General features: G+C 67.9%; 24 protein-coding genes. 11 read left to right on the top strand and 13 right to left on the bottom strand.

Features of this window, described 5'->3' with window-relative positions; all coding sequences use genetic code 11:
- Positions 1-62: 62 nt before the first annotated feature.
- Together F8566_RS44730 and F8566_RS44725 are read right to left on the bottom strand one after the other, a co-directional pair.
- Positions 63-1,046 (bottom strand): endonuclease/exonuclease/phosphatase family protein, encoded by a 984-nt coding sequence (locus tag F8566_RS44730; protein ID WP_404800403.1) that lies wholly within the window; start codon positions 1,044-1,046, stop codon positions 63-65.
- A gap of 233 nt (positions 1,047-1,279) precedes the next feature.
- Positions 1,280-1,840: a M15 family metallopeptidase gene (locus F8566_RS44725; RefSeq protein ID WP_225994092.1), complete on the bottom strand. Its 561-nt coding sequence runs from the start codon at positions 1,838-1,840 to the stop codon at positions 1,280-1,282.
- Positions 1,841-2,014: 174 nt separating this feature from the next.
- Here F8566_RS44725 and F8566_RS44720 point away from each other — a divergent pair, with 174 nt between their 5' ends.
- Positions 2,015-2,701: a response regulator transcription factor gene (locus F8566_RS44720; RefSeq protein WP_151569620.1), complete on the top strand. Its 687-nt coding sequence runs from the start codon at positions 2,015-2,017 to the stop codon at positions 2,699-2,701.
- Between the two features lie 79 nt (positions 2,702-2,780).
- Here the strand turns inward: F8566_RS44720 and F8566_RS50590 are convergent, their stop codons facing one another.
- Entirely contained in the window at positions 2,781-3,419 is a 639-nt protein-coding gene (locus F8566_RS50590) for a TetR/AcrR family transcriptional regulator (protein ID WP_192810200.1), read from the bottom strand.
- Between the two features lie 66 nt (positions 3,420-3,485).
- Here F8566_RS50590 and F8566_RS50585 point away from each other — a divergent pair, with 66 nt between their 5' ends.
- From F8566_RS50585 to F8566_RS44700, 4 genes are all read left to right on the top strand, one after another.
- A complete protein-coding gene (locus F8566_RS50585; RefSeq protein ID WP_192810199.1) occupies positions 3,486-3,821 on the top strand; it encodes a hypothetical protein in 336 nt (111 codons plus the stop codon).
- 231 nt (positions 3,822-4,052) lie between these two features.
- Positions 4,053-4,997 (top strand): Gfo/Idh/MocA family protein, encoded by a 945-nt coding sequence (locus F8566_RS44710; protein WP_151569616.1) that lies wholly within the window; start codon positions 4,053-4,055, stop codon positions 4,995-4,997.
- 197 nt (positions 4,998-5,194) lie between these two features.
- A complete protein-coding gene (locus F8566_RS44705) occupies positions 5,195-5,902 on the top strand; it encodes a FadR/GntR family transcriptional regulator (protein WP_151569614.1) in 708 nt (235 codons plus the stop codon).
- Positions 5,899-7,107: a CynX/NimT family MFS transporter gene (locus tag F8566_RS44700; RefSeq protein WP_151569612.1), complete on the top strand. Its 1,209-nt coding sequence runs from the start codon at positions 5,899-5,901 to the stop codon at positions 7,105-7,107. The genes F8566_RS44705 and F8566_RS44700 overlap by 4 nt, the downstream gene beginning before the upstream one ends.
- Positions 7,108-7,339: 232 nt before the next feature.
- Here F8566_RS44700 and F8566_RS44695 read toward each other — a convergent pair whose 3' ends face one another.
- Entirely contained in the window at positions 7,340-7,804 is a 465-nt protein-coding gene (locus F8566_RS44695; RefSeq protein ID WP_151569610.1) for a hypothetical protein, read from the bottom strand.
- 256 nt (positions 7,805-8,060) lie between these two features.
- Here F8566_RS44695 and F8566_RS44690 point away from each other — a divergent pair, with 256 nt between their 5' ends.
- Together F8566_RS44690 and F8566_RS44685 are read left to right on the top strand one after the other, a co-directional pair.
- Positions 8,061-8,486, top strand: coding sequence for a tyrosine-type recombinase/integrase (locus tag F8566_RS44690; protein ID WP_151569608.1), 426 nt, complete (start codon positions 8,061-8,063; stop codon positions 8,484-8,486).
- A 289-nt stretch (positions 8,487-8,775) separates the two neighbouring features.
- Positions 8,776-9,258, top strand: a complete 483-nt coding sequence (locus F8566_RS44685; protein ID WP_225994091.1) for an SET domain-containing protein-lysine N-methyltransferase — start codon at positions 8,776-8,778, stop codon at positions 9,256-9,258.
- Positions 9,259-9,445: 187 nt separating this feature from the next.
- Here the strand turns inward: F8566_RS44685 and F8566_RS44680 are convergent, their stop codons facing one another.
- Complete coding sequence (locus tag F8566_RS44680) at positions 9,446-9,772, bottom strand: hypothetical protein (protein ID WP_151569606.1); 327 nt, start codon at positions 9,770-9,772, stop codon at positions 9,446-9,448.
- A gap of 505 nt (positions 9,773-10,277) precedes the next feature.
- Here F8566_RS44680 and F8566_RS52500 point away from each other — a divergent pair.
- A complete protein-coding gene (locus F8566_RS52500; RefSeq protein ID WP_264159538.1) occupies positions 10,278-10,400 on the top strand; it encodes a hypothetical protein in 123 nt (40 codons plus the stop codon).
- Between the two features lie 175 nt (positions 10,401-10,575).
- Here F8566_RS52500 and F8566_RS44675 read toward each other — a convergent pair whose 3' ends face one another.
- Together F8566_RS44675 and F8566_RS44670 are read right to left on the bottom strand one after the other, a co-directional pair.
- A complete protein-coding gene (locus tag F8566_RS44675) occupies positions 10,576-11,721 on the bottom strand; it encodes a serine hydrolase domain-containing protein (protein ID WP_225994090.1) in 1,146 nt (381 codons plus the stop codon).
- A 294-nt stretch (positions 11,722-12,015) separates the two neighbouring features.
- Positions 12,016-12,327, bottom strand: a complete 312-nt coding sequence (locus F8566_RS44670) for a hypothetical protein (protein ID WP_151569604.1) — start codon at positions 12,325-12,327, stop codon at positions 12,016-12,018.
- A 1,088-nt stretch (positions 12,328-13,415) separates the two neighbouring features.
- Here F8566_RS44670 and F8566_RS44665 point away from each other — a divergent pair.
- Positions 13,416-15,341 (top strand): ATP-binding SpoIIE family protein phosphatase, encoded by a 1,926-nt coding sequence (locus tag F8566_RS44665; RefSeq protein WP_151569602.1) that lies wholly within the window; start codon positions 13,416-13,418, stop codon positions 15,339-15,341.
- A 204-nt stretch (positions 15,342-15,545) separates the two neighbouring features.
- Here the strand turns inward: F8566_RS44665 and F8566_RS44660 are convergent, their stop codons facing one another.
- The 4 genes from F8566_RS44660 to F8566_RS44645 all read right to left on the bottom strand — a co-directional run bounded on the left by F8566_RS44660 (position 15,546) and on the right by F8566_RS44645 (position 17,937).
- Positions 15,546-16,109, bottom strand: coding sequence for a dihydrofolate reductase family protein (locus F8566_RS44660; RefSeq protein WP_151569600.1), 564 nt, complete (start codon positions 16,107-16,109; stop codon positions 15,546-15,548).
- Positions 16,110-16,165: 56 nt separating this feature from the next.
- Complete coding sequence (locus F8566_RS44655) at positions 16,166-17,191, bottom strand: sigma-70 family RNA polymerase sigma factor (protein WP_151569598.1); 1,026 nt, start codon at positions 17,189-17,191, stop codon at positions 16,166-16,168.
- A 48-nt stretch (positions 17,192-17,239) separates the two neighbouring features.
- The gene (locus F8566_RS44650) at positions 17,240-17,518 is read right to left on the bottom strand and encodes a hypothetical protein (RefSeq protein ID WP_192810198.1); all 279 of its coding nucleotides are present in this window, start codon (positions 17,516-17,518) and stop codon (positions 17,240-17,242) included.
- Positions 17,519-17,640: 122 nt separating this feature from the next.
- Complete coding sequence (locus tag F8566_RS44645; RefSeq protein ID WP_151569594.1) at positions 17,641-17,937, bottom strand: ribbon-helix-helix domain-containing protein; 297 nt, start codon at positions 17,935-17,937, stop codon at positions 17,641-17,643.
- A 110-nt stretch (positions 17,938-18,047) separates the two neighbouring features.
- On the opposite strand from F8566_RS44645, the gene F8566_RS44640 reads away from it, so the two are divergent.
- On the top strand, positions 18,048-18,791 hold the full coding sequence (locus F8566_RS44640) for a hypothetical protein (protein WP_151569591.1): 744 nt from the start codon (positions 18,048-18,050) through the stop codon (positions 18,789-18,791).
- Between the two features lie 231 nt (positions 18,792-19,022).
- On the opposite strand, the gene F8566_RS44635 is transcribed toward F8566_RS44640, so the two are convergent.
- A complete protein-coding gene (locus tag F8566_RS44635) occupies positions 19,023-19,880 on the bottom strand; it encodes an SDR family oxidoreductase (RefSeq protein WP_151569589.1) in 858 nt (285 codons plus the stop codon).
- Positions 19,881-19,971: 91 nt separating this feature from the next.
- On the opposite strand from F8566_RS44635, the gene F8566_RS44630 reads away from it, so the two are divergent.
- Positions 19,972-20,373 carry a winged helix-turn-helix transcriptional regulator gene (locus F8566_RS44630; RefSeq protein ID WP_225994089.1) on the top strand — a complete coding sequence of 134 codons (402 nt, stop codon included), beginning with the start codon at positions 19,972-19,974 and terminating at the stop codon, positions 20,371-20,373.
- A gap of 387 nt (positions 20,374-20,760) precedes the next feature.
- On the opposite strand, the gene F8566_RS44625 is transcribed toward F8566_RS44630, so the two are convergent.
- Positions 20,761-21,633: an alpha/beta hydrolase gene (locus F8566_RS44625; protein WP_192810197.1), complete on the bottom strand. Its 873-nt coding sequence runs from the start codon at positions 21,631-21,633 to the stop codon at positions 20,761-20,763.
- Between the last annotated feature and the right edge of the window lie 109 nt (positions 21,634-21,742).

The raw sequence follows: 21,742 nt of genomic DNA, 5'->3' as shown, positions 1-21,742 counted from the left end.
GGTGCTCGGCCAGCCAGGACTCCCGCTGAGCCGCGGAACGGATCCGGAGGCTTACGTGATGTTCACCAGCTGATTCCGGCTGCCACAGGCAGGTGGTCGCTGCCGGTGGCCGACAGCACCCACGAGCTCTTCGGTTTTACGCCGCGGACCAGGATCTGGTCGATCCGCGCCACCGGGAACGTCGCCGGCCAAGTGAAGCCGAAGCCGTCGCCCGCCGCGTCCTGGGCCGGCTGCATCTGCGAGGTGATGCCGGCGAACGCGCGGTCGTTCATCGTGCCGTTCAGGTCGCCGAGCAGCACCACTCGCTCATTGCGTTCGGCGGCGATGGCCTCGCTGAGCGCCTGGGCGTTTCTGTCACGGTGGTCCGTCCCAAAGCCCGCCCTGGGATTCACGCGTACGGACCCCAGGTGGGCCACATACACCGCCAGCGGTCCGTGGTCAGTGGCCACCGTGGTGCGCAGCGCCCGGGCGTCGGCCCTCCTTTCGAACGGCTTGGTGGCGGCCAGCGGCCCGGCGTCCATCTGGGTGTCGACCGGCTGGATGTCCGACAGCGGCAGCTTGCTCCACAACCCGACCGTGCCCTGCACCGTGTGGTACGGGTACGCGTTCGCCAGCTCCCTCTCGTACGTGAATCTGGCCTGCCGGGTCAGCTCCTGCAGCGCCAGCACGTCCGCACCGGAGGTGACCAGGTCGCGGGCGGTGCCGACCGGGTCGGGGTTGTCGGCGCCGACGTTGTGGCTGACCACGATGAGGTCGCTGCCCGGGTGGGACTTGTCGCTGAGCAGCCCGCCGAACAGGCTCAGCCACACCGTGATCGGCAGCAGTAGCGCGGCCACCGCGGAGGCAGAGCGGCGCCACAGCGCCCCCGCCAGCAGAACCGGGATGAACAGGCCGAACCACGGCAGGAAGGTCTCCACCAGGCTGCCGAGGTTCTTGGCCCGGTTCGGGATGTACGCGTGCAGCAGCATGAGCAGGCCGAGCAGCACCGCCAGCGCCGCGAGCACCAGGCCGCGCTTCCACGGCCCCGGCTGGGAGCCGATGCAGATCCCGCGGCGCAGGCGCGCACGCCAAGCCCCGGAGTCGGTATTCCAGCGGATGCGCGTACGCCAGGTCCCGGAGCCGGTATCCCGGCGGATGCCTGCGCGGCGGGTGCCAGAGCCGGTATCCGGGTGGACGCCTGCGCCCGGGGTGCCAGAGCCGGTATCCGGGCGGGCGGCGCTGCCCTGTCCGGTCTCCGCCGTGTCCACCTGCGCCACCGTCTGTCCTTGCTCACTGCCGGTCACTGCTGCATCCTCGGGTCCTGGGTGGGGTCGGCATACATGCGCGGGCAACGACGACCGAGCGCGCTGGTACGCAGTTCGTAGTGCCAGGGTTCGTTCCTGTAGATCTGGCATAGCCCGTACTCGGCACCATGTTCGGAGAGCCACGCCGTCGCATCGGAGCGCCCGATGTCGACCGCGTTCCCCGACACGTGAGGAGAGGTCGCCGCGGTGGCCACCCATCGGGCGGCCTCGTCTTCAGACGCGTACTTGGAGACCGCCTGGCGAAGAAGCTGATTTTGGTACTCCGGGGAACGCCAGCCGCCATTGACGTAGAACTCGACTCCGTCGGCCGCGGCAGCCGTTGCGGCCTGGCGGAGGGCTTTGAGTAGACCTGGATCGAGGTTGGCCACAGCCGGAATCGCGTCATCGAAGACCGTCACGCCGTCGGGGACGGCACCGTCAGCCTCGCTGAGCACATCACGGTGCTGACTGGGAGGAGCATCCGAGGGTGATATGACCGAGGAGGACGAGAGGGACGAGGGCTCCGGCGCCTGGTAGCCGAGGGCTGCGACGATCACTGCTATGGCGGCTATCAGGCCGATGACAAGGAGCCAGCGAATCCGGCGCCTCGTTGTTCGTGCTGATGGTGGCGGAGTTCGAGTCACGCAGCCAGTCAACGCAGCGCGGTGTTGCCAGAACGTATGTGGTTTTCGATATGCCGACGATATGCGCCCGCTCGTAGGCTCAATAACATGCGTGTGTTGATTGTCGAGGACGAGCCCTATATGGCAGAGGCCATCCGCAATGGCCTACGCCTGGAAGCGATCGCGGCAGACATCGCGGGTGACGGCGACACCGCTCTGGAACTGCTGAGCATCAACACCTACGACATCGCCGTCCTCGACCGCGACATTCCCGGACCGTCCGGCGACGAGATCGCCAAACGCATCGTCGACTCTGGCACCGGCATGCCGATCCTCATGCTCACCGCGGCCGACCGTCTCGACGACAAGGCCTCCGGATTCGAGCTCGGCGCCGACGACTACCTCACGAAGCCGTTCGAACTCCGAGAACTCGTGCTCCGTCTCAGAGCGCTCGACCGCAGGCGCGCCCACAACAGACCGCCCGTGCGAGAGATCGCGGGCCTGCGTCTGGACCCGTTCCGCCGAGAGGTCTACCGCGATGGCCGGTACGTCGCGCTGACCAGGAAGCAGTTCGCAGTGCTCGAAGTCCTCGTCGCTGCCGAAGGCGGGGTCGTCAGCGCCGAAGAAATCCTGGAACGCGCGTGGGATGAGAATGCCGACCCGTTCACCAACGCCGTGCGCATCACCGTCTCGGCACTGCGTAAGCGGCTCGGCGAACCCTGGATCATCGCAACCGTGCCAGGCGTCGGCTACCGCATCGACACAGGAGCAGGCGCCGGAGGCGAGGGAGGATAGGCCGCTGGGGTTGAGCGTTCGCCTCAAACGCCTCTCACGATTTGCGCACCCCGCTGGCGTTCTCGCAAGGTTGCGGTGGTCAGCCAGAAGCAAGTGGCCGACGTTCGTGTTCGGCCTCGACTCGGATTCCGGAGATGAGCAGTCCGAGCCCGTATTGAAACTGGTCTTCGGATCCCGTCACCGGAAGCGCGTCGCTGGGCGGCGTGCCTGGCAGCGTGGAGATCACGGCCCGTAGCTCGTGCCAGCGTGCGTCGGGTTGCCCGGCCCGTACGCTCATTGCGAGTGCGGCCGCCAGGTAGGCGATGAGTGCCTGCGCCGCCCGTACCACGTCCTCCGGTGGCAGGCCCGCTTCTGCGAGGGCTCCGATGATGGCCACGGCGAGTCTGCGCCCGTGGCGCTGCAGCGGCGGGCGGCCGGCGACGTGTGCGGCGATGCCCGGATGGCGCAGCGCCGCCGACCGGATCGACACCAGGACGGTGACGAGCCGTGGTTCCCAGGCTTGGTGCGGGTCGGGGTCGGGCACGTCGGCCAGAGCCAGGTCGGCGACGGCGTCGAGCAGCGCCTGGCGGTTGGGGAAGTGCCGGTATAGGGCCATTGGATCGCAGCCGAGTTCGGCGGCGATGCGGCGCATCGTCATCGCCTCGGCGCCCTCGCGGTCGCCGAGTTCGAGGGCGGCGGCGGCGATGGCCTCGGTGGTCAGCGGAGCGCGTGGTGGCATGCGTCCATCCTGCCAGGAGTGTCTACGCCGTAGACATCGCGGTGACCCCATGTCTACGCTGTAGACATGACAACGCTCAAGATCGGACGTGGCGCGGCCGTCCTGCTCAGCCTCGGCACCTTCGCTTTCCTCTTCCCGACCGGCTCCTGGCGTGCCGACAACCTCTTCCTGGTCCCCGACCTGATCCTTTGCGCGGCGCTGCTCGTCGCCGCCGCGCTGCCAGACCGCATGGCCGCTCCGGCGCTCCTTGCCGCTTACTGTTTCTCCGCGGGCGTGCTCGTCACCGCCGTCGCGTCCTACGCCGTCGACGGCCGGCTCGGCATCGGCAGCCTCATCGGCGCGTCCGGAGCGCTGATCATGACCACACTGCTCCTCCGCACCGGGCAGGCGGAACCGGCGTGACCAGGCGGTGGCGAGCGGTCGCCACGCGCACCGGCGACCCCGAAACAGGGCGCGGCCCAGGCACATACTGGTTGTCGTGCCAGGCACGTACTGGTTGTAGCGCCAGGCACGTACTGGTTGCGCTCATCCGCATCGTCGCGGTGCGCCTGCTCGTAAGCGTCCACCACCGCTAGGGGCGATGACCTGCGCGGACGGCGCCCATGCGGATGGCGGCTGTTAGCCTGAGCCGCCATGGGAACCTCCACCGATGGGCCGTCGAACGGCCGCCGGCTGCGCGTGGCGATGATAGGGCTCGGGGACATCGCACAGAAGGCGTACCTGCCGGTGTTGGGCACGCTGCCCGACATCGACCTGCGCCTGCACACCCGGAACGCGGACAAGCTGCGTCGGATCGCCGAGGCCCACCGGATACCGTCGTGGACGACCGACTTGGATGAACTGCTGACAGCGGGACTCGATGCGGCGTTCATCCACACCGCCACCGCCTCGCACGTGTCATTGGCCGAACGGCTGCTCAAGGCGGGAGTCCACGTCTATGTCGACAAGCCCTTGGACTATCACCTCAAGGGAGCCGAGCGCCTGGCAGAACTGGCGGAGAAGACCGGCCAGTCGCTGATGGTGGGTTTCAACCGCCGCCACGCCCCCGGCTACGTCGACCTGCTGGAGCAGCCACGGGACCTGATCGTCATGCAGAAGAACCGCAAGGATCTGCCCGGCGACGTCCGCACCGTCATCTTCGATGACTTCATCCATGTGGTGGACACCCTGCGCTTCCTGGTGCCGGGCGAGATCACCCACATGGATGTACGGGCCAAGGTCCGTGACGGCCGGCTGTTCCACGTGCTCCTGCAATTGTCGGGGAACGGCCATACCGCAATCGGAATCATGAACCGCGACAGCGGCAGCACCGAAGAGATCTGCGAGGTGATGGGGAACGGCCGCAAGCGCCAGGTCCTCAACCTCGCCGACGTCATCGATCACAACGGCGCGCAGACCCTCACCCGCCGCCCCGACTGGATCCCGGTCTCCCAGCAGCGCGGCGTCGAGCAATCCTGCGCGCGCTTCCTCGACGCGGTCCGTACAGGCATCACGCTGTCACCCGCCGACGCTCTGCTCTCCCACCGAATGTGCGAAGAGATCATCACCGCCATCGAAGCTCGTAGCGAAGGGGCGTAGGACGGGGCGTTCGGCGGCGCAGTTCAACGATGGCCTTGCTGGAGTACTAGGTCGTCCAGCAGATCACCACATCGGTGAGCAAGGTCAGGCGCCAGGCCCGTTCGGCCTGGTCGACCAGCCCAGGCCCGGTATTGACAACTCCCCTATCGAGGTTCCACCATGGCGAGCCAAATGTCCTACATTTGGAGGTCCTACGGATGGAAGGCTTGGAGGCGCCGCACCGGGGGGTGTCCTTGTCGGCCCAGCTGGTGAGCAGCCTGCGTGCCCACATCGCGGCCGGTCGATGGCCGGTCGGGACCCGGATCCCGCCCGAGAGCGTCCTTGTCCAGGAGCTTCAGGTCAGTCGCAACACGCTGCGCGAGGCGCTCCGGGCACTCGTTCATCTGGGGTTGTTGGAGGCACGGGCCGGAGACGGCACTTACGTCCGCGCGTCCAGCGAGCTGGAGTCCGTGCTGGTCCGGCGTGCGGCTTCCGCCCGCAGCGAGGACGTCTTCGAGCTGCGCGCGATTCTCGAGGAGTACGCGGCAGGCCTGGCCGCCGTTCGCCGCACGACCGATGACCTGGCCGAACTGCGTCGGCTACTGGGCTGTGCCGAAGAGGCCGGCCGTACCGGGGACATGGAAACGATCGCGGCTGTGGACGGCGAATTCCACCGCGCCCTCGTCCGCGCCAGCGGCAACGAGATCCTCGCCGAGGTCTACGAATACCTGGGCAGCGCGCTCACCTCCGCGCTCGGCGCGCTGACCTGGAACGCCGAGGCCGCGGCCGAACACGATCGTCTCCATGGGCAGCTCGTGGACGCCATCGAGGCCGGAGACGAGACTGGCGCGCGATGCATGGCCGCCTCGGTGGTCCAGGCCACGCGTCATACCGCCGCCACAGCGCGGCGAGAGGCAGCGGAATGACGTCCCAGGAACTCACCGAGAAAGAGCTGGACCGCCGAGCCGTCTCCTTTGGGTTCCTGATCGCGATCGTGCTCGTGGCGGCGAACCTGCGAGCCACGCTCACCGGGGTGGGGGCGCTCCTTCCCGCGATCGAACGCGACGCAGCTCTGGCCTCTGGCGGGGCCGGACTGCTCAGCACCCTTCCCCTCCTCACCTTCGCCGCGACGTCCCCGCTGGTCGGACGCGTGTCGCACCGCCTGGGCGCCTCCCGCCTGCTCGTCCTGTCGCTGGCCGTCCTGGCCGCGGGGACCGTGCTGAGATCGCTTCCCTCCTTGATCTGCCTGTTCGCGGGGACCGTCGTGTTGTCGGCGGCCATCGCGTGCGGGAACGTCCTCCTACCGGCCGTGGTGCGGCGGTCCGTGCCCACCCACCGCATCGGAACGGTCAGCGCCCTGTACGTCACCGTCATGGGCCTGATCGCCGCCGTCTCCTCGGGCATATCCGTGCCGCTCTCCGATGCCCTGCCCGGCGGATGGCGCACATCTCTCGGCTGGAGCCTGGTCCTCGCGGTCCCGGGGCTGCTCGTCTGGATTGCCTACATGCGCAGTGACGCCGGCCGCCCGGCGCCCGCCGCGCGCAGAAGCGAGACTCCGTGGCGTTCCCGTCTGGCCTGGCAGGTCACCTTCTTCATGGGGCTTCAATCGCTCGGCTTCTACTCCGTCATCGCCTGGCTGCCGAGCATCCTGGCCGATCAGGGCACCTCCGCATCCGCTGCCGGATGGATGCTGTTCTTCTACCAAGTGGTCGCCCTGCTGGCCAGCAGCGTTGTGCCCTTGCTCTCGCGCGGTCACGACGACCAGCGGTGGACGGCCGCGACCGCATCGGCCCTCGTCGCTGCAGGCTTCGTCGTCCTGCTGGTGGCGCCGGGATTGTCCTTCCTCTCCTGCACGCTGCTCGGCCTCGGCGGCGGCGCCTGCCTCGTGCTGGCCATGACCTTCCAGAGCCGCCGCGCCGCAAGCCCGGCACAGGCTTCCGCTCTCGCGGGCATGGCTCAGGCCATCGGCTACCTCGTGGCCGCCGCCGGCCCCCTGGTCCTCGGCGTACTGCACGACCACACCGGTGGTTGGGGCCTGCCGCTCCTCGTACTGACCGGCCTGTCCTTCGCCATGGCGGCGGCAGGCTTCGGCGCCGGACGCGACATCCAGCTCACCGACGACTCCGTTTGAGACGCGGCCGGAATACGGCGGAGACACCGCCAGGGCAAGACATGCGGTTGTCGGTGTCGGCGGGTGAGGCCGTCTCCGGGCGAGGCTGCGGCGACGGAGACGGCGGAGACGGTGGCGACAGCGGCGACGGAAACGGCGTGACGTCGGTGAGGTCGGCAAGCTGCGGATAGTCGCCAAGCTGCAGACATTGGAGTGCCTGACAGCACCGCCGCTGCCAGACCCGGTGGGCAGGTCAGCGGTCAGTGGTGATGGTGTTCGGCTGCCACCAGGTGAAGGCGTGGGTGTACCAGGTGGCGGTGCCGTTGCGTGCGAGGCGGCGGCCATAGGTGAGGGCGATGATGCCGCGGCCGCCCTTGCCGGCGGATGTCTGATCAGCGGGTCCGGGCCGGTCGGGGGTGGAGGCCTGGACCTCACCCAGCAGCAGGCGGTCGGCTGCGCGTAGTTCCAGCCGCAGGTCGATCAGGGCGGGAACGCGCACGGCGGAGCGGGTGGAGAGGTCTTGGATCAGTGACGCCAGTTGGCTGGTGAGGGTGTCTGCGGCCGGGCCCAGTCCCCACCGTTGCAGGGCGGCGTGGATGGTTCGGCGGGCGTGGGCCGCCGCTGACCGTTCGCTCGGCAGTTGCCATCGGCCGGTGCGCGGCACCAGTGATGCGGCGCCGTCGGCGTCGTCGGCGTCGTCGGGGTGGAACATCGTCATCAGAGTTTCTCCATCACAAGCGTCCCGGACCGAGCACACCGAGACCGTCTGCTCGGTCTGCGGCGCCGCGGACGGTCGGGGTTGATCGTGTCACCGGTCATGTTCCCCGCGTTCAGATGCTCATGCGACCGGCTCGGGCTGAGCCCGCAGGCTGGAATTGGACGCTGAGGTAGAGGGTGACGCTTGGCCGACGGTGAGGCTGCGGTGGACGGTAAGTCTGCGGTCCAGCCCCACACTGGACACCGGCGACATCCGCATGTCAGCCCGCAACAGCCATCTGATCGTCCGACATGGCAAAAACGGCAAATACCGCGAAGTCCCCCTGCACCCCAAGCTCCGCACCGTGCTGGAGGAATGGCTGCGCGAACGCTCCGGCTGGAAGAGCGCCGACACCACCCCGCGCTGTTCCTCAACCGCCCCGGCGGCCGCCTGTCGGCCCGCTCGGCCTATACCGCACTGCGCACCATCGCCGACACCGCAGGCCTGCCCTCTGGGCCGCGACGGCATCTTCACCCCGCACGTCCTGCGCCACACCGCCGGAACCACCATGACCCGCCGGGGCACCGACATCGTCATCGTCGCCGAACTCCTCGGCCACTCCGTCGAAACCGCCCGCCGCTACAGCCAGCCCACCCTCCAAGACCGGCAGAAAGCCATCGAACGACTCACCACCGACCAGTGAGTCCTGTCCGTGGTCGCTGCTGACCTCCGCGGAGTCCGGCCGCCGGTCCCAGAGTGCAGGGGCTGCAACGCGCGTGATCGGTGGCGCTGTGTTGTACAGTCAAGACGATCTACGCACCTCAACACGACGGGCAGATGCCAGCGCACCGCCATCCACCCGATCTCGTGGTCGCCTGCAGTGCAGATGCCTCTCACACAGGCCATGCCTGCCGACCGTCCCCGGCTTTGGAAACGGGTCGGTTCAGTCCTGATCAGCTTGCGGGTGGCTGTTCCTCCAGAAAGCAGGCGACGTGAACGGCTATGAGCTCCAGCGCACCGACGGCAAGGGCGAAGGCGTGTTCGCCACCCGATCCTTCCAGGCCGGCGAGACCGTGATGGTCGGTGTCATCGACCGCGAACTCGACCACAACCATGCCCATGCCTCTCAGATCGGCGAGCACCGGTTCGTGCTGCACGGCGGGCTGACCGCGAAGGTCAACCACTCCTGCGACCCCAACTGCGGCATCCGTCCCAACGCCGGCGGCGCGCACGACTATGTCGCCCGCCAGCTCATCACCGCGGGCCAGGAGATCACCTTCGACTACGCCATGCGCAACTACACGGTCGAGCACTTCGCCGTCCATTGCCGGTGCAAATCACACCGCTGCCGGGGCCTCATCACCGGTTGGAAGGACCTGCCCGCCGAACGCAAAACCGACTACCACGGCCTGGCCGCCCCCTATCTCCTCGAAATCGACGACCGGACGCCGGTGGTGCCGGACGGCATTAACTGACACCGGTTCGGCGCGAGCCACTGACAGAGACTCCCGCGCGCAACAACAGAGCCCACATCTTGCTCTGCCCTGGCGCCTTGCTCTGCCCTGGCGCCGGTATGCGCTGGACTCGGGGCCAGGCCGGACAGAACAGCCGCTCCGTCCGGTGCCGTCAACTTGCTGAGACCGCCTGGCCTGTCCGGTGCCGTCAGCTTGCCAGGAGCGCCTGGGCGGTCGCTTCGGCACGTGCGGCCAGGCCCGCGATGCTCGTGGTGATGAACGGCCTGTCCCCTGCGAGGTCGCCCATGGCGTACAGCCGGGGGTCGGCCTGGCCGGACACCGTGAGCCGCCCGGTTGCGGTCTCGACGTTCAGCCCGCCGTCGGGGTGGGGCTCGGCTGCCCGGCTGGCGAGCAGTGACGAGATCAGCGCGCCGGTGTTCTCGGGGATTGAGTGCGGCGGCGGGTTGACGGCGTTGATGACGACGTCGGCGGTCTGGACGCCGGCGTCGGTGAAGATCTGGAAGCCGCCTTCCACGGGCTCGATCTTGCGTACTCCGGGGACTCATGCCGTCCTCCAGCTCGTCCTCGGTCGTTTGATCACGACCTTGGCCGCCGCTGCCCGCGCCTGCCATCCCGCACCAGCGGGGCGCCGCGACGGGATGCACCCCTCAACCAGGGGTTGGGGGACGGCGCCCGCTGAGGCAGGCTGGGATGATCAACTCTTCGGAAGAGAGATCGGGTGGCGCGCGAGGACCCGATCGCACGGGCGGCCAGCCCCCTTGAACCGTTCGTCCAGGTCTCCGCTCGGCTCCGCGAACGCGTCGTCTTCGACGCGGCGGATTCACCACCGGGGTGCGGCAGGGTGCGGCCGATCGCCGATGACGGGCGGCGGCTACCTGTTCGCCGTCCTGCTCCACGGCCAGCCGACCCCTGCGGCACAGTCCGCAACCTGCTCCACGGTCCGCCGCATGGATGCGCCATAAAGCGGGACAGGTACGAGGCCGCCCGCAGGTGAGCCGCTCTGGCCAGGCGTCGCGGAGATGCTCGGCGGGATCGCCGACGCGCTCGAGCATGGTGTGGACGTTCGCGGTGACCGGCCCGAGGTGTGCGATGACGGCACCCTCGACTGGGTCTGGCCGCCCATCGCCGAGAGTTCGCAGTAGGACCGCCCGGCCATACCCGCCTCCAACTCTGGGCCTGATTCACACCGGCACGCCCGGTTCGAGATCGAGCGGGGGTCAGGGCCTGGTCGGGCGGGTTTGAGTTTGAGCGTGCAGTTGCCGAACCGGCGGCCGCCTGAACCATGTCGCCGGCGGAAATGACCCGCCCGGCTTTTGGTCAGCGGCGGGTGCGCTTCTCGATTCCGAGGGTCAGCTCCATGTTCTGCTCATCAAGGTTCCATTTCCCTTTCCGGAACGCATGGTTGCTGATCCAGAACACCATCGTCCGATGGCCAGGGAAGCGCGCGAATTCGCCGAACGACCAGTCGTTCCCGCCGTCGTGCTCAATGATGTAGCGGTTGCCGGCACGGATTACACCCCAGCCATATCCGTAGTAGAACTTGTAGCCGGGTCGTTCGCCAACGGCCACGTGGGGCTTGAACATCTTGCGCTTGGCGGTTGCAGAGAGGACCTTGTCGTCTTCCAATGCGCGATGCCAGCGGAACATGTCGCGCGGCGTGGAAAGCAGGCCGCCGTTGCCGCGTAGGAACCAGTACGGTCCGTCGGCGGCCCAGGGGTGCTCGTACGGTTTGCCTTGAGGCTTGCCGTGCTCGTCGTACTCCACCGCGACCTGGTCACGGTCCCACTGCGGCAGCACGTACCCGGTCCGTGTCATCCCCGACGGTACGAGCAGTTGCTCGGCAAGGAAGCGTTCATAACCGACGCCCGCGACCTTCTCGATGATGGCCGCGAGGACGCTGTATCCCAGGTTGGAGTAAGAGAATTCGGTGCCCGGAGCGGATCGGAGCTTCGACTTCAGTGCGACGTCCAGCATTTTGTCGCGCGAGACCGGGGTGTAGTCGTCGCCGGACTCTTCATCATTCAACCCGCCCGTATGCGTCAGCAGGTGATGCAGCGTGATCCCCCGCTTGTCCGCGGGCACCGGGCCGACGAATTTGCTGATCGGATCTGTCACGCGCAGCTTGCCGGCCATCTCCAGCTTCATGATTCCGGCAGCAGTGAACTGCTTGGTCATCGACATGATGTCGTACGCGGTATCGCAGCGTGCTGGAATCCTTTTCTCGCGGTCGGCGAGGCCGAAGCCTTTGCAATGCACAAGCTCGCCGTTCCGGGCTGCGACAACCGTGCCGCCGGGCCCCTTCGGCAAGGTGGCATCCAGGAAGCTCTGAACGGCCGGATCGGTGCGTTCAGGCATCGTCGCCGCATCCGGACGGTCGTCACGCTTAAGGGCCGCATCGACCCCGCCTTTTCCACCACCCTCACCGCACGCACTGATGACGCTCACCGTTGCGACCGCGACCACGGCCGTCCTAACACCAGAGGAAGTACGGGCTGCTCTCATGCCCGGAACGCTACGGAGATCACCATCCACCGTCGTCCCTCAGCCGAGTGAATCGCAGGTCCCTCCCACCAGGGACCCTTATACAGCCGCCACCCCGACGCGGAACCGTCCGTGGATGATCAAACCCGCCATCACCCAGCCCACACCACGCGCCCCCGCCGACAGCTCCCCATTCGTTCAGCTGGGCGCTCCTCGCATCGCAACGCGCCCATCCCCCCAGCGACACTCCTTTGTGCATCGCAGCCCGCGAATCGTTCAGGCGGGCTCTCCTTTGCCGGGCTTGGCGCGGATTTCATAGCGGACGCTGCCCACGGTGGCGTTTCCGTGTTTGCGCATCGGCGCGACGGCGTCGCGGTAGGCGGTGACCAGGTCGTCGTGGTCGCCGTCCAGCTCCAGGCTGTCGGCAGTGGCCGCGAGGTAGTTGGAAAGCCAGAGCCGGGCGATCACAGCATTACGGAACGGCGGTCCCAGGTTGTGCGGGGCATCATCAGCGCCCCGGTCAACGCCTTCAGGGACAGCGGTCTCGATGCACACCGCCAGATAGATCTGCTCTTCGGACGAGCCCATGGTCGATTGTCCTACCCACACAGCCTGTTGTAGCTGCGGTTCGAATAGACCGTTGACCAGCATCCAGGAAGGCCCCGGGGCGGGCAGCGGTGCTTGTGGCACCGCTCCGGGTGGGCGAGCGTCCTTGCGGGGTGGCGCTCGCCCACCAGGAGCGGTGTGACGCGGACGGCCAGGGAACATGGACGACCGCGATCCCTGCCTTCCGGGATCACGCAACGGCTGCACGACCTGGAGGTCCAGGCCCCGCGCCGCCGGTTCGGGGCAGGTGACGTTGACCGTACCGCGCCCTTGATGTCACGTGAAGTGATCAGCCGTTTACAGTTCTTCTTGCCGCTGGTCAAGGAGTTGAGGTGGAGAAATCACCCATCGCCGCTCCTTCGGCAAGCCAGCCAAGGAGCAGGCCCGCTCGGGCGAGGTGCAGTCCCCACAACGACTGTGTTGTTGGCGTGGCTGTCCTGCATTGGCGCGGGTGGCGGCCCAGCGTTGGCGTGGCACCGCGCTGCGTTGTCACAAGCAGCCCAGCGTTGACGTGGGGCGGCCCAGCGTTGCTGTACGCGGCGCCGTGTTGGCGTGCGTGCGCGACGCAAGTTGGCGTGAGCGGCGCCGCGTTGGATGCGCAACCCCACGTTGGATGCGCAACCCCACGTTGGATGCGCAACCCCACGTTGGATGCGCGACCCCACGTTGGAGTGCGCGGTGCCGCGTTGGAGTGCGCGGGTGCCGCGTAGGCGTGGGCAGGGCTGCATTGGTGTGCGCGGCCCTGCAATGGCGCGGGCAGCGCCGCATTGGCGTTGCCGCCCCGCGTGGGTGTGGCGGAGCGTTGCGGGGTGGGTGGTGGGTGGGCCTGAGCGTCTGCACCGATGTCTGGGCGGCTTTGCGCGTTCTGGTGAATAGAGAGCTTGCGCGGGGTGGGCCGTTGGGGGCCGGGTGCAGAGGTCATCGCTGCTCGCACGTTCAGTATGTACTTCGATACCGATTGTGACAATCGGGAGACAGTCAGAGCCGAGCGTGCTCGAATGCCCGGAGGGCATGGGTGGGGGTGTGTCTCCGAGTGGTCGCCGGGTGACGTTGAGGATCGGTGATGTGACGTGATCGGGCCTGGCCGGGATGAGGATCGCGGCGCCCCGCTGGAGGCGGCGTCCGACGCGCTGCTGGTGGTGGACGGGGCGGGGCTCGTCCGCGCGATCAGTGCCCGGGCCGAGGTGCTCTTCGGGTACCGGCGCCGCGAGCTGCTCGGGCAGCCCGCAGCATTGATCGTTCCACACCGTCAATGCGGCACGTTCTGCGGCCGCCATCCGCTGCACCACTGCGAGAACGCCCCGCAGGGGCTGCCCTGGCAGGGGCATCCGGCGGTCAGCCGGTTGCAGTTGTGCGGCGTACGCAAGGACGGGCACGAGTTCCCCATCGAGCTCACCCTCAGCACTCTGCGAGACGACGGCGGTGTGCTGGGGTTCGCCGCGATCCGCGACATCAGCGCACGCGCCGCCGACAGGCAGACCAGCGAGCTCGCCGCACTGGTCCGGTCTTCCCGCGACGCCATCTTGAGCAAGACGCTGGACGGCACGATCACGTTCTGGAACTCCGCCGCCGAGCGGCTGTACGGCTACACCGCCGAAGAGGCCATCGGCATGAACGTCTCGATGCTCGCGCCACCCGGCCACAAGGCTGAGATCGCCTCGCTGCTGCGGCGGCTGGCCCGGGGCGAGCACATCGAGAACCACGAGACCATCCGGGTCACCCGCGAGGGGCGGCTGCTCGACGTCGACGTCACTCTCTGGCCGGTCCGTGACTCCACCGGGACGATCATCGGCGGCTGCGCCATCGTCCGGGAACTCACCGAACGGCTGCGCGCTCAGGAGCTCACCCGGCTGTACGAGCAGCAACGCCAACTCGCGCTCACCGTGCAGCACACTCTGATGGGCACTCCTGGCCAGGTTCCGATCCAGACTGCCGGCCGGTACCTGCCGGCCACGCGAGGCCCCGGGGTCGGCGGCGACTGGTTCGACCTGATCCCCCTCCCCGGCGGCCGGGTCGGGATGCTGATCGGCGACGTCATGGGCCGCGGCCTGGAGGCGGCAACGGTGATGGGCCAGCTCCGCGCGGTGTCCAACGCCCTGGCCAAGACCGACCTGCCACCCGCCGAGCTCATGCAGCGCCTCGATGCGGTCCTCTGCGACATGCCTGCCCAGATGGCCACCTGCTGCTATCTGGTCGTGGACCCCGAGACGGGCGAGGCCACCGTCTGCTCGGCGGGCCACCTGCCCGTCCTGATCATCTGCGCCGACCACACCGTTCATCCGCTCCCGGCACCGATCAGCATGCCGCTCGGCGTCGGTGGCATCGCCACCCAGCACTCGTACCAGCAGGCCCAGTTCACCCTGCCGTCGGCCTGCACACTGGCGCTGTACACCGACGGGCTGGTCGAAACCCGCACCAGCGACCTGGACACCCGGCTGATCACGCTGGAAGCCACGCTGGCGTTGGCTGCCCGGCACGGCCTCAGTCTGGACAAGACCGCCGACAGCGTCCTGTCCACCCTGCTCGCCGACGCCAGCACTTACGACGACGTCACCCTGCTGCTGGCACGACTTCCGGCGATGCCCATCGCCATAGCCCGCACCGATCTGCCCGCCCAGCCCGCGGCGGTCGCCGACGCCCGCCAGTTCTGCGCCGCAACGCTGGCCTGCTGGGCCGCTCCCCGAAGCAGCAAGCCGGCCCTGACCGACAACTTGATCGACACCGCGGTCCTGCTCACCTCGGAGATCGTCACCAACGCCGTCCGCCACGCCCATGGGCCGATCAACCTGAGCCTGCGGCACAGCGAACGGGAACTGACCATCCAGGTCAGCGACCGCAGCACCCAACTGCCCCACGTCCGGGTCGCCGGACCTGACGACGAGTCCGGACGCGGCCTGTACCTCGTCGAGGCCCTGGCCGACGACTGGGGCAGTCACCCCCGCAACGACGGCAAGACCATCTGGTGCACCCTCAGCACCACCACCGACGACCGCTGAACGGCACCGCCACCGGCGACCGCTGAGGGTGGTCACCGCGACCGTTGAACGGCGGCCACCGGCGACCGGTGACGGGCACGGTCGCCGGTGACCACTGAAGGGCCGCCGCCGGCGGCCTCTGACGGGCACGACTGCCGGTGACCACTGAACGGCGGTCACCGGCGTCCATTGGAGGCACTGCCACCGGCGACTACTGAACGGCGGTCATCGTCGTTCCCTCTCGTACCGCGTGAGGACGGCGGCGCCTGACTGCACGGCCGAGAGGCATTCCAGGTACGCGGGCGGGCCACCGGCGGGAAAGAGCCGCTCGCCGGTGCCGAGGACCGTGGGGAAGGTCAGGAGCCGGTACTCATCGATCAGGTCCGCGTCCATCAGCGCGTGCACGACGCTCAGGCTGCCCGTGATGATGACATCGCGACGCTCGCGCTCGCGCTTGACGACGTCGACGAGGTCTCCGGTGATGACCTGCGAGTTCGCCCACGCGGATGGGTCGGTCAGCGTTCGGGAGGCGATCAGCTTCGGCACGGCGTTCATCCGCGCGGAGAACGGGTCGTCGCGCCCGGGCCACAGCTGTGAGAACAGCTGCCAGGTCGTACGGCCCAGCAGCATGACACCGTCGTCCAGCGTGCTCCCGAGCTGGAACTTGTCCCCGGCGACCGTCTCTGGGCCGTGCCGGAACGCCCAGCCGCCGGTCGGCGTGCCCGCTGATCCGTCCGGGTCGGAGACGATCCCGTCCAGGGTGATGAATTCGATGACGATGACGCTCACGATGGATGTCCCTTCGGTCGATGCTCACCCGTACGTACTGGCGGCATCGGCCTGACTCATCGCGGCGGGCGGAAATCGTCGAAAGAAATCTGTTGGGGCAGGTCGAACGCCTCGAACACGCGTGGATCGGCGAACACGACGTTGTGCGAGATCCGGCCTCCGGTGACCGTGAAGACCTGGAGAGTGTGCAGCCGATGTCCACCACCGGGCTCCGGTGCGTACGCGGCGAACGCGGGCTGGCCGTTGGCGGTGAGAGGCATGGTGCCCCAGCCGCTCCCCCACATCTCGAACACGCGGTGCATGAACAGGCCGTAGTCGCGGCTGCCCCGGTACCACAGCGGCACTGGCGGCATCTCCAGGATCGCGTCGGCGGCGAGGAGCCGCACGAGCGCGGGGACGTCACCGGTCTCGAACGCCCGCACATACCGTCCGATCACCGCATGCACCTCCGGGTCGTTCGGCTCAGGGACTTGCCCCAGCTCACCCACGTCCGTCAGGGCGGCGCGGGCCCGCTGCAGCGCGCTGTTGACGGCAGCGACCGTGGTCTCGAGCTGCTCGGCGACCTCGGCTGCGCTGAACTCCAGTACCTCGCGGAGCACGAGCACGGCCCGCTGCCGCGGTGGCAGAGTCTGCATCGCCGCCACCAGCGCGAGCCGCACGTCGGTCCGGGCCCCCACGTCGAAGCGCGCGTCGGGGAACGGCTGTATCCAGGGGATGTCGAACGCCGGCGTGAGCGGCACTCCGGGATCATCGCCCGGCGCCCCCAGCCCGGACGGCAACGGCCGCCGCGCACGCCCCTCGAGCGCGGTCAGGCAAACGTTGGTCGCGATCCGGTACAGCCAGGTCCGGACGGACGCGCGTGTGTGGTCGTACCGATCACGGGCTTTCCACGCGCGCAGCATCGTCTCCTGCACGAGGTCTTCCGCTTCGTGGAACGAGCCCAGCATCCGGTAGCAGTACGCCACGAGTTCACCGCGGTAAGGCTCCAGTTCCACGGCCCCATCATGGTGTATGCGATCTCGCCGCCGTTCAGCACCCCGATCGGTTGGCGGTCCACACCAGGTCGCGCACCCGCTGCTCATCGGCCTGGACGGCAAGCGGAAGCCTGACCGCGCGATGTGATGCGAAAGTCAGTCGGCCAGTTCGACCGTGACGACGTCGGGGGCCACGTCCTTCCATATGGCGCTGTCGGCTGTGATCACCACGCAGTCGTGCTCCCGCGCACAGACCAGGGCATGCGCGTACAACAGCGCCCGGTCCTCTGGGGCAAGCCGTGACCCGGCCTCTGCGACCTGCAGCGCACGGTGCTCATCGAGCGCGTCCACGGTGATTTGCCGGAACCCCAGGGTGGCGTCGATGTGCCCGAGGAGCGACACCGCGTCAGGGTCGCCGAAGGCTTTCCGTGCCACGTGCTCCAGTGCCGTGGCTGGAATGACAACGGGAACATCGAAGCGTTCTACCGCGTCCAGCAGGCGAAGCCCTTCCCAGGATCCGGCCGCGATCTGGCTGAGAGCTGTGTGGTCAACGATCCTCACGCGGCACCCGGCCGGGCCTGACCTGGTTGTTCGTCGAGCTCTGCCGGGTCAATGCCCAGGGCGGCGGCGGCGCGGCGTCCTGCGGCGTCGAATGCGCCCGGGTCACTGGATCTCATCTCGGCAAGCTTGTGATCCAGCCACTGGCGAGATCGAGCGTGGCGTTCCGCACGGTCTCGGACGGCACCGTTGATGTAGTCGGATACCGAACGGGCCTTGCCCGATTCGACGGCCGCCTCAGCGGCTTCTATCAGGTCACGGTCGATCGTGATCGTAATCTTGGCCTTCGCGGTCATACCTTTATCCTACCGCTCGCGTGCGGTCAGGGCCGAGAACGCTCCACGGCAAATGGTTGCTCGTCATCCATTTGGCTCTCCCGTGCGTCCAAGGCAGGGAGGTGTTCCAATTGCCGAAGCATTCGGGGGCGACCAGAGCCCGGCTTTACGTCGCTGTCGGCGCCCTGGCTCTGCCCCTCGCCGTGGGCGCCTGCGATGCCGGGAGCACGGGGAAGACCGCTCCGACCGTCACGGTGACCGCCACCCCGCCGCAGACCGCGGCCCAGATCGCGACAAAGGCGCAGGGCGCGTTCACCAAGGCGCCCAACGTACGGGTCCGCGGCAAGGTCAAAACCGAGAAGGGCCGGATCACGCTCGACTACAGCGTCCGGGGCAAGAACTCCAAGGGCAAGATCAGTGGCCCGTTGACCAGTAAGAAGAGCACCACCACGCAGTTCGTCATCATCGGCGACAAGCACTACACCAGGGGTTCCGAAGTCATCGTCGGTGACGGCCCGAAGCCGCCTGCCAGCCTTCTGAAGAAGCTCAAGAACCAGTGGACCGTGATGCGGGGCAAGGACATGGGCGTCCTGGGCTCCTTCGCGACGAACACCATGATCTTCGGCCCCGCCGGCACCGGTGAGACGCTCTCCTTGGGACCCGGCCGCGACTTCGAGGGCAAGCCCGCTTTCGACCTCACCGACGGCGAGGGCACCCATCTGTGGATCTCGTCCCAGGGTGAGCCTCTGCCTCTCGCAGTCACCAACGACAAGTCGCCCGCCGACCGCCTCGTCTTCGCCTATGGCCAGGCTGAACGAATCACCGCCCCGGCCAACGCGGTCGACTTCTCCAAACAGGGCTTCCAACTCCCCTGATCCTGAAGCGGCCCGGACGAGACCGGAGGGGCGGCAGGCAGCGCCGCAACCAAGCGTCGCGGCAAACGGGCGCGGCCAAAGGGGCGCGGCCAAAGGGGCGGAGCCGAGGGTGCAGCAGACATCCGTAGGTGACGGAGGCCGGCGGCGGCCTCCGGATCCGCCGCGCATCTGGACATGATGGAGGTCCCCGGGCGACTCGGCACCCGGGGACCCCAGGAGCCACTAGGTTCCTCAGTCCTTCAGGGCGACGGCGATCGAGTCGGCGATCGGGGTGGTGGGGCGTCCGATCAGGCGAGAGAGGTCGTCGCTGGTGCCGGCCAGCTCGCCCTTCTCAACAGCGACCTCTACGCCGCACAGGATCGCCGCGAACGGCTCGGGGAGTCCGGCGGGGCCGGTCAGAATGGCGTTGAACTCCTCGACGGAGACGGCGTTGTAGCCGATCTGCTTACCGGTCTGCTTGCTCAGCTCGGCCGCGTACTCGGCGAAGCTCCAGGCGGTGTCGCCGTTCAGCTCGTACGTCTTGTTCTCGTGGCCCTCACCGGTGAGCACGGCGACCGCGGCGGCGGCGTAGTCGGCTCGGGCGGCGGAGGCGACGCGGCCCTCGCCGGAGGCCTGGGTGACGGCGTTGAACTGGAGTACGGAGGCCAGCTGCTCGGTGTAGACCTCGTGGTACCAGCCGTTCCGCAGCAGAACGTAGGGCACACCGGACTCGAAGATCGCCGCCTCTGTTCCCCTGTGGTCGTCGGCGAGGGCGGCGGTCAGGCTGCCGGGGGCGCTGGTGTAGGCAAGGAGGGCGACCCCGGCCACCTTCGCGGCATCGATGACGACCTTGTGCTGGCCGACGCGGCCCTTGTCGAACTCGTTGCCTGAGATCAGGAGCACCTTGTCGCCGGCGGAGAAGAGACCGTCAAAGGTCTCGGGGGCGTTGTAGTCGGCGATCGCGATCTTCACGCCGCGGGCGGCGAAGGTGGCCGCCTTCTCCTGGCTGCGGACGACGGCGGTGATCTGGGCGGCCGGAACCTTCTCCAACAGGCCTTCGATGACAAGACGGCCCAGGTTCCCCGTGGCGCCGGTAACGACAATGCTCATGGTCAGAGATCTCCTAGTTGGTTGCACTGCGTACCAACCTAGGAGCACGCTAACCCTTCTTACAGTACCCACTTTGAAGTAAGGTACTGGTGTGGAAGTAAGTGATACGCCGCTTCTGGACCGGATGCGCAAGACCGACGGTGACCTGATGTGCCCTCACCGCGCGGTCCTGGAGCACGTCACCAGCCGCTGGGGCACCCTGGTCCTGATCGTGCTCCTGGAACGCTCGTACCGCTTCAGCGAGCTGCGCCGGGAGATCAGCAAGGTCAGCCAGGTCAGCGAGAAGATGCTGGCCCAGACGCTGCAGACCCTGGAACGCGATGGCATGGTCAACCGCGACGCCAAGCCCGTGATTCCGCCCCGCGTGGACTACGCCCTCACCGACCTCGGCCGCGAAGGCGCCGAACAGGTCCGTGATCTCTCCCTCTGGACGGAGCGACGAATGGCCGCAGTCCAGAAGGCACGCCAGGAATACGACGCAGCAAAGGCCTGAGCCTCCTTCTCGTCGTACGTCGACACCCGCCGCGTTCACCGAACGCGGCGGCCCAGGGACCGCGCCCGCCCCCGGCCGGGCTCCGCTACCACGCCGCCGTTACCTCGGAAATCAGCGTGGCCGTCAGCCTCTTCCGCTCAGCCGCCCGCCGGCGCGCCTGAGATGCCGCACGCCGCACGGCATGTCGCACGCCGCACGCCGCACGTCGCACGCCGCTGAAAGTAGTTTCCGCGCGGGGACGACTTCAGCGGCAAGCGCGTCCCGCCCACCACACACTTCCGGGCCGGCTCACGCCGAGAAGTCTCCTCCGACCACGCCGGAACGCACGCGAGAACCCGTTCTGCATCAGCTCAACAACGCTCGAAGCACAGGCACTCCGGCACGGCCCTACGGGTCTGTACGGCAGGAGCGGACGGCTGCTTCCACGAAGTCGCGAGCATCAGCATGCTTGCTCACAAGAGCGATGCTGTGATCGCTTCCCTTCACTGTCTTGAGCTTCACGTTGGGCGCCTTGGCCTGCCGCAGCTGGGTGGCGACCCTTTCGGTGGCTGCCCGCACATCCGCGTTGCCCTCTTCGAAGACCAACCAGGCCGCTCCGGGGACCGACGACACCTTGGAGACATCGACTCGGTTGCCATGGTCGTCTTCGATAGCGCTCACTGGTGAGATGGCGACAACGGCACAGGCTGGTGGCTGGAGTCCAGGGCTCTGCGGGTTCTGGGGGTGGACTGCGGTGCGTGGGCCGGCCTTGTCCGCGGCGACCAGCGCGGCCGCCGAGCCCATCGAGGAGCCCATGAGCACGATCTTCTTGGCTCCGTTGGCTCTGAGCCATTGCGCGCCCGTGACGAGGTCACTTGGGAGCTTGCTGAGATTTCCCGCTCCCTGGCTGGAGCCAACGCCTCGCCGGTCGATGATCAGCACCCGAGACTGCGTGGCGGAGGCCAGTAGTTGCGCCTGCTCAAGCCAGTCGCACAGGGTCTGCGACGCGCCATAGGCGAGAACGACCCCAACCTGGGCCTGCTGCGAGCCGACCACCGCGGCACCCAGTCTGGCCCGGTCGGCTGCCTGAAGGGCCACCCTCTTAGCTTCGCCAGGCACGGACCCGCATTGCTCGTTGAGGGGCGCGTCGGACGTCACGCGCTTCCCTTCCTCACCACCCAGACAACCGGTCAGAAGCAGCGAGGTCATCAACCCCACAAGCACCGAACAACCCCGCCAGGTTGCCAACGTGAGGCCGTATCTCCCCAGTTCAGTGCTCATCCGGCAAATGATCGCATAAGCCAACCGAACACTGACTTTGCCCATTAGTCCTTCAGTTCCGCACCTGGTCCGACGTTGGCATGGGGCGGCGGCGGGGACCCGGCCCAAT

The organism is Actinomadura rudentiformis, assembly GCF_008923185.1.
GTDB lineage: Bacteria > Actinomycetota > Actinomycetes > Streptosporangiales > Streptosporangiaceae > Spirillospora > Spirillospora rudentiformis.
This window is presented reverse-complemented; position numbering and strand designations above follow the sequence as displayed.

What these genes read in the sequence shown, in the direction of transcription:
- F8566_RS44670 (WP_151569604.1), bottom strand. Translation starts at nt 12,327, where the DNA reads ATGGGCTCGTCCGAAGAGCAGATCTATCTGGCGGTGTGCATCGAGACC.
- F8566_RS44690 (WP_151569608.1), top strand. Translation starts at nt 8,061, where the DNA reads ATGTCAGCCCGCAACAGCCATCTGATCGTCCGACATGGCAAAAACGGC.
- F8566_RS44635 (WP_151569589.1), bottom strand. Translation starts at nt 19,880, where the DNA reads ATGAGCATTGTCGTTACCGGCGCCACGGGGAACCTGGGCCGTCTTGTC.
- F8566_RS44695 (WP_151569610.1), bottom strand. Translation starts at nt 7,804, where the DNA reads ATGACGATGTTCCACCCCGACGACGCCGACGACGCCGACGGCGCCGCA.
- F8566_RS44700 (WP_151569612.1), top strand. Translation starts at nt 5,899, where the DNA reads ATGACGTCCCAGGAACTCACCGAGAAAGAGCTGGACCGCCGAGCCGTC.
- F8566_RS50585 (WP_192810199.1), top strand. Translation starts at nt 3,486, where the DNA reads ATGACAACGCTCAAGATCGGACGTGGCGCGGCCGTCCTGCTCAGCCTC.
- F8566_RS50590 (WP_192810200.1), bottom strand. Translation starts at nt 3,419, where the DNA reads ATGCCACCACGCGCTCCGCTGACCACCGAGGCCATCGCCGCCGCCGCC.
- F8566_RS52500 (WP_264159538.1), top strand. Translation starts at nt 10,278, where the DNA reads ATGCTCGGCGGGATCGCCGACGCGCTCGAGCATGGTGTGGACGTTCGC.
- F8566_RS44720 (WP_151569620.1), top strand. Translation starts at nt 2,015, where the DNA reads ATGCGTGTGTTGATTGTCGAGGACGAGCCCTATATGGCAGAGGCCATC.
- F8566_RS44655 (WP_151569598.1), bottom strand. Translation starts at nt 17,191, where the DNA reads ATGAGCAGCGGGTGCGCGACCTGGTGTGGACCGCCAACCGATCGGGGT.
- F8566_RS44625 (WP_192810197.1), bottom strand. Translation starts at nt 21,633, where the DNA reads ATGAGCACTGAACTGGGGAGATACGGCCTCACGTTGGCAACCTGGCGG.
- F8566_RS44645 (WP_151569594.1), bottom strand. Translation starts at nt 17,937, where the DNA reads ATGACCGCGAAGGCCAAGATTACGATCACGATCGACCGTGACCTGATA.
- F8566_RS44710 (WP_151569616.1), top strand. Translation starts at nt 4,053, where the DNA reads ATGGGAACCTCCACCGATGGGCCGTCGAACGGCCGCCGGCTGCGCGTG.
- F8566_RS44705 (WP_151569614.1), top strand. Translation starts at nt 5,195, where the DNA reads ATGGAAGGCTTGGAGGCGCCGCACCGGGGGGTGTCCTTGTCGGCCCAG.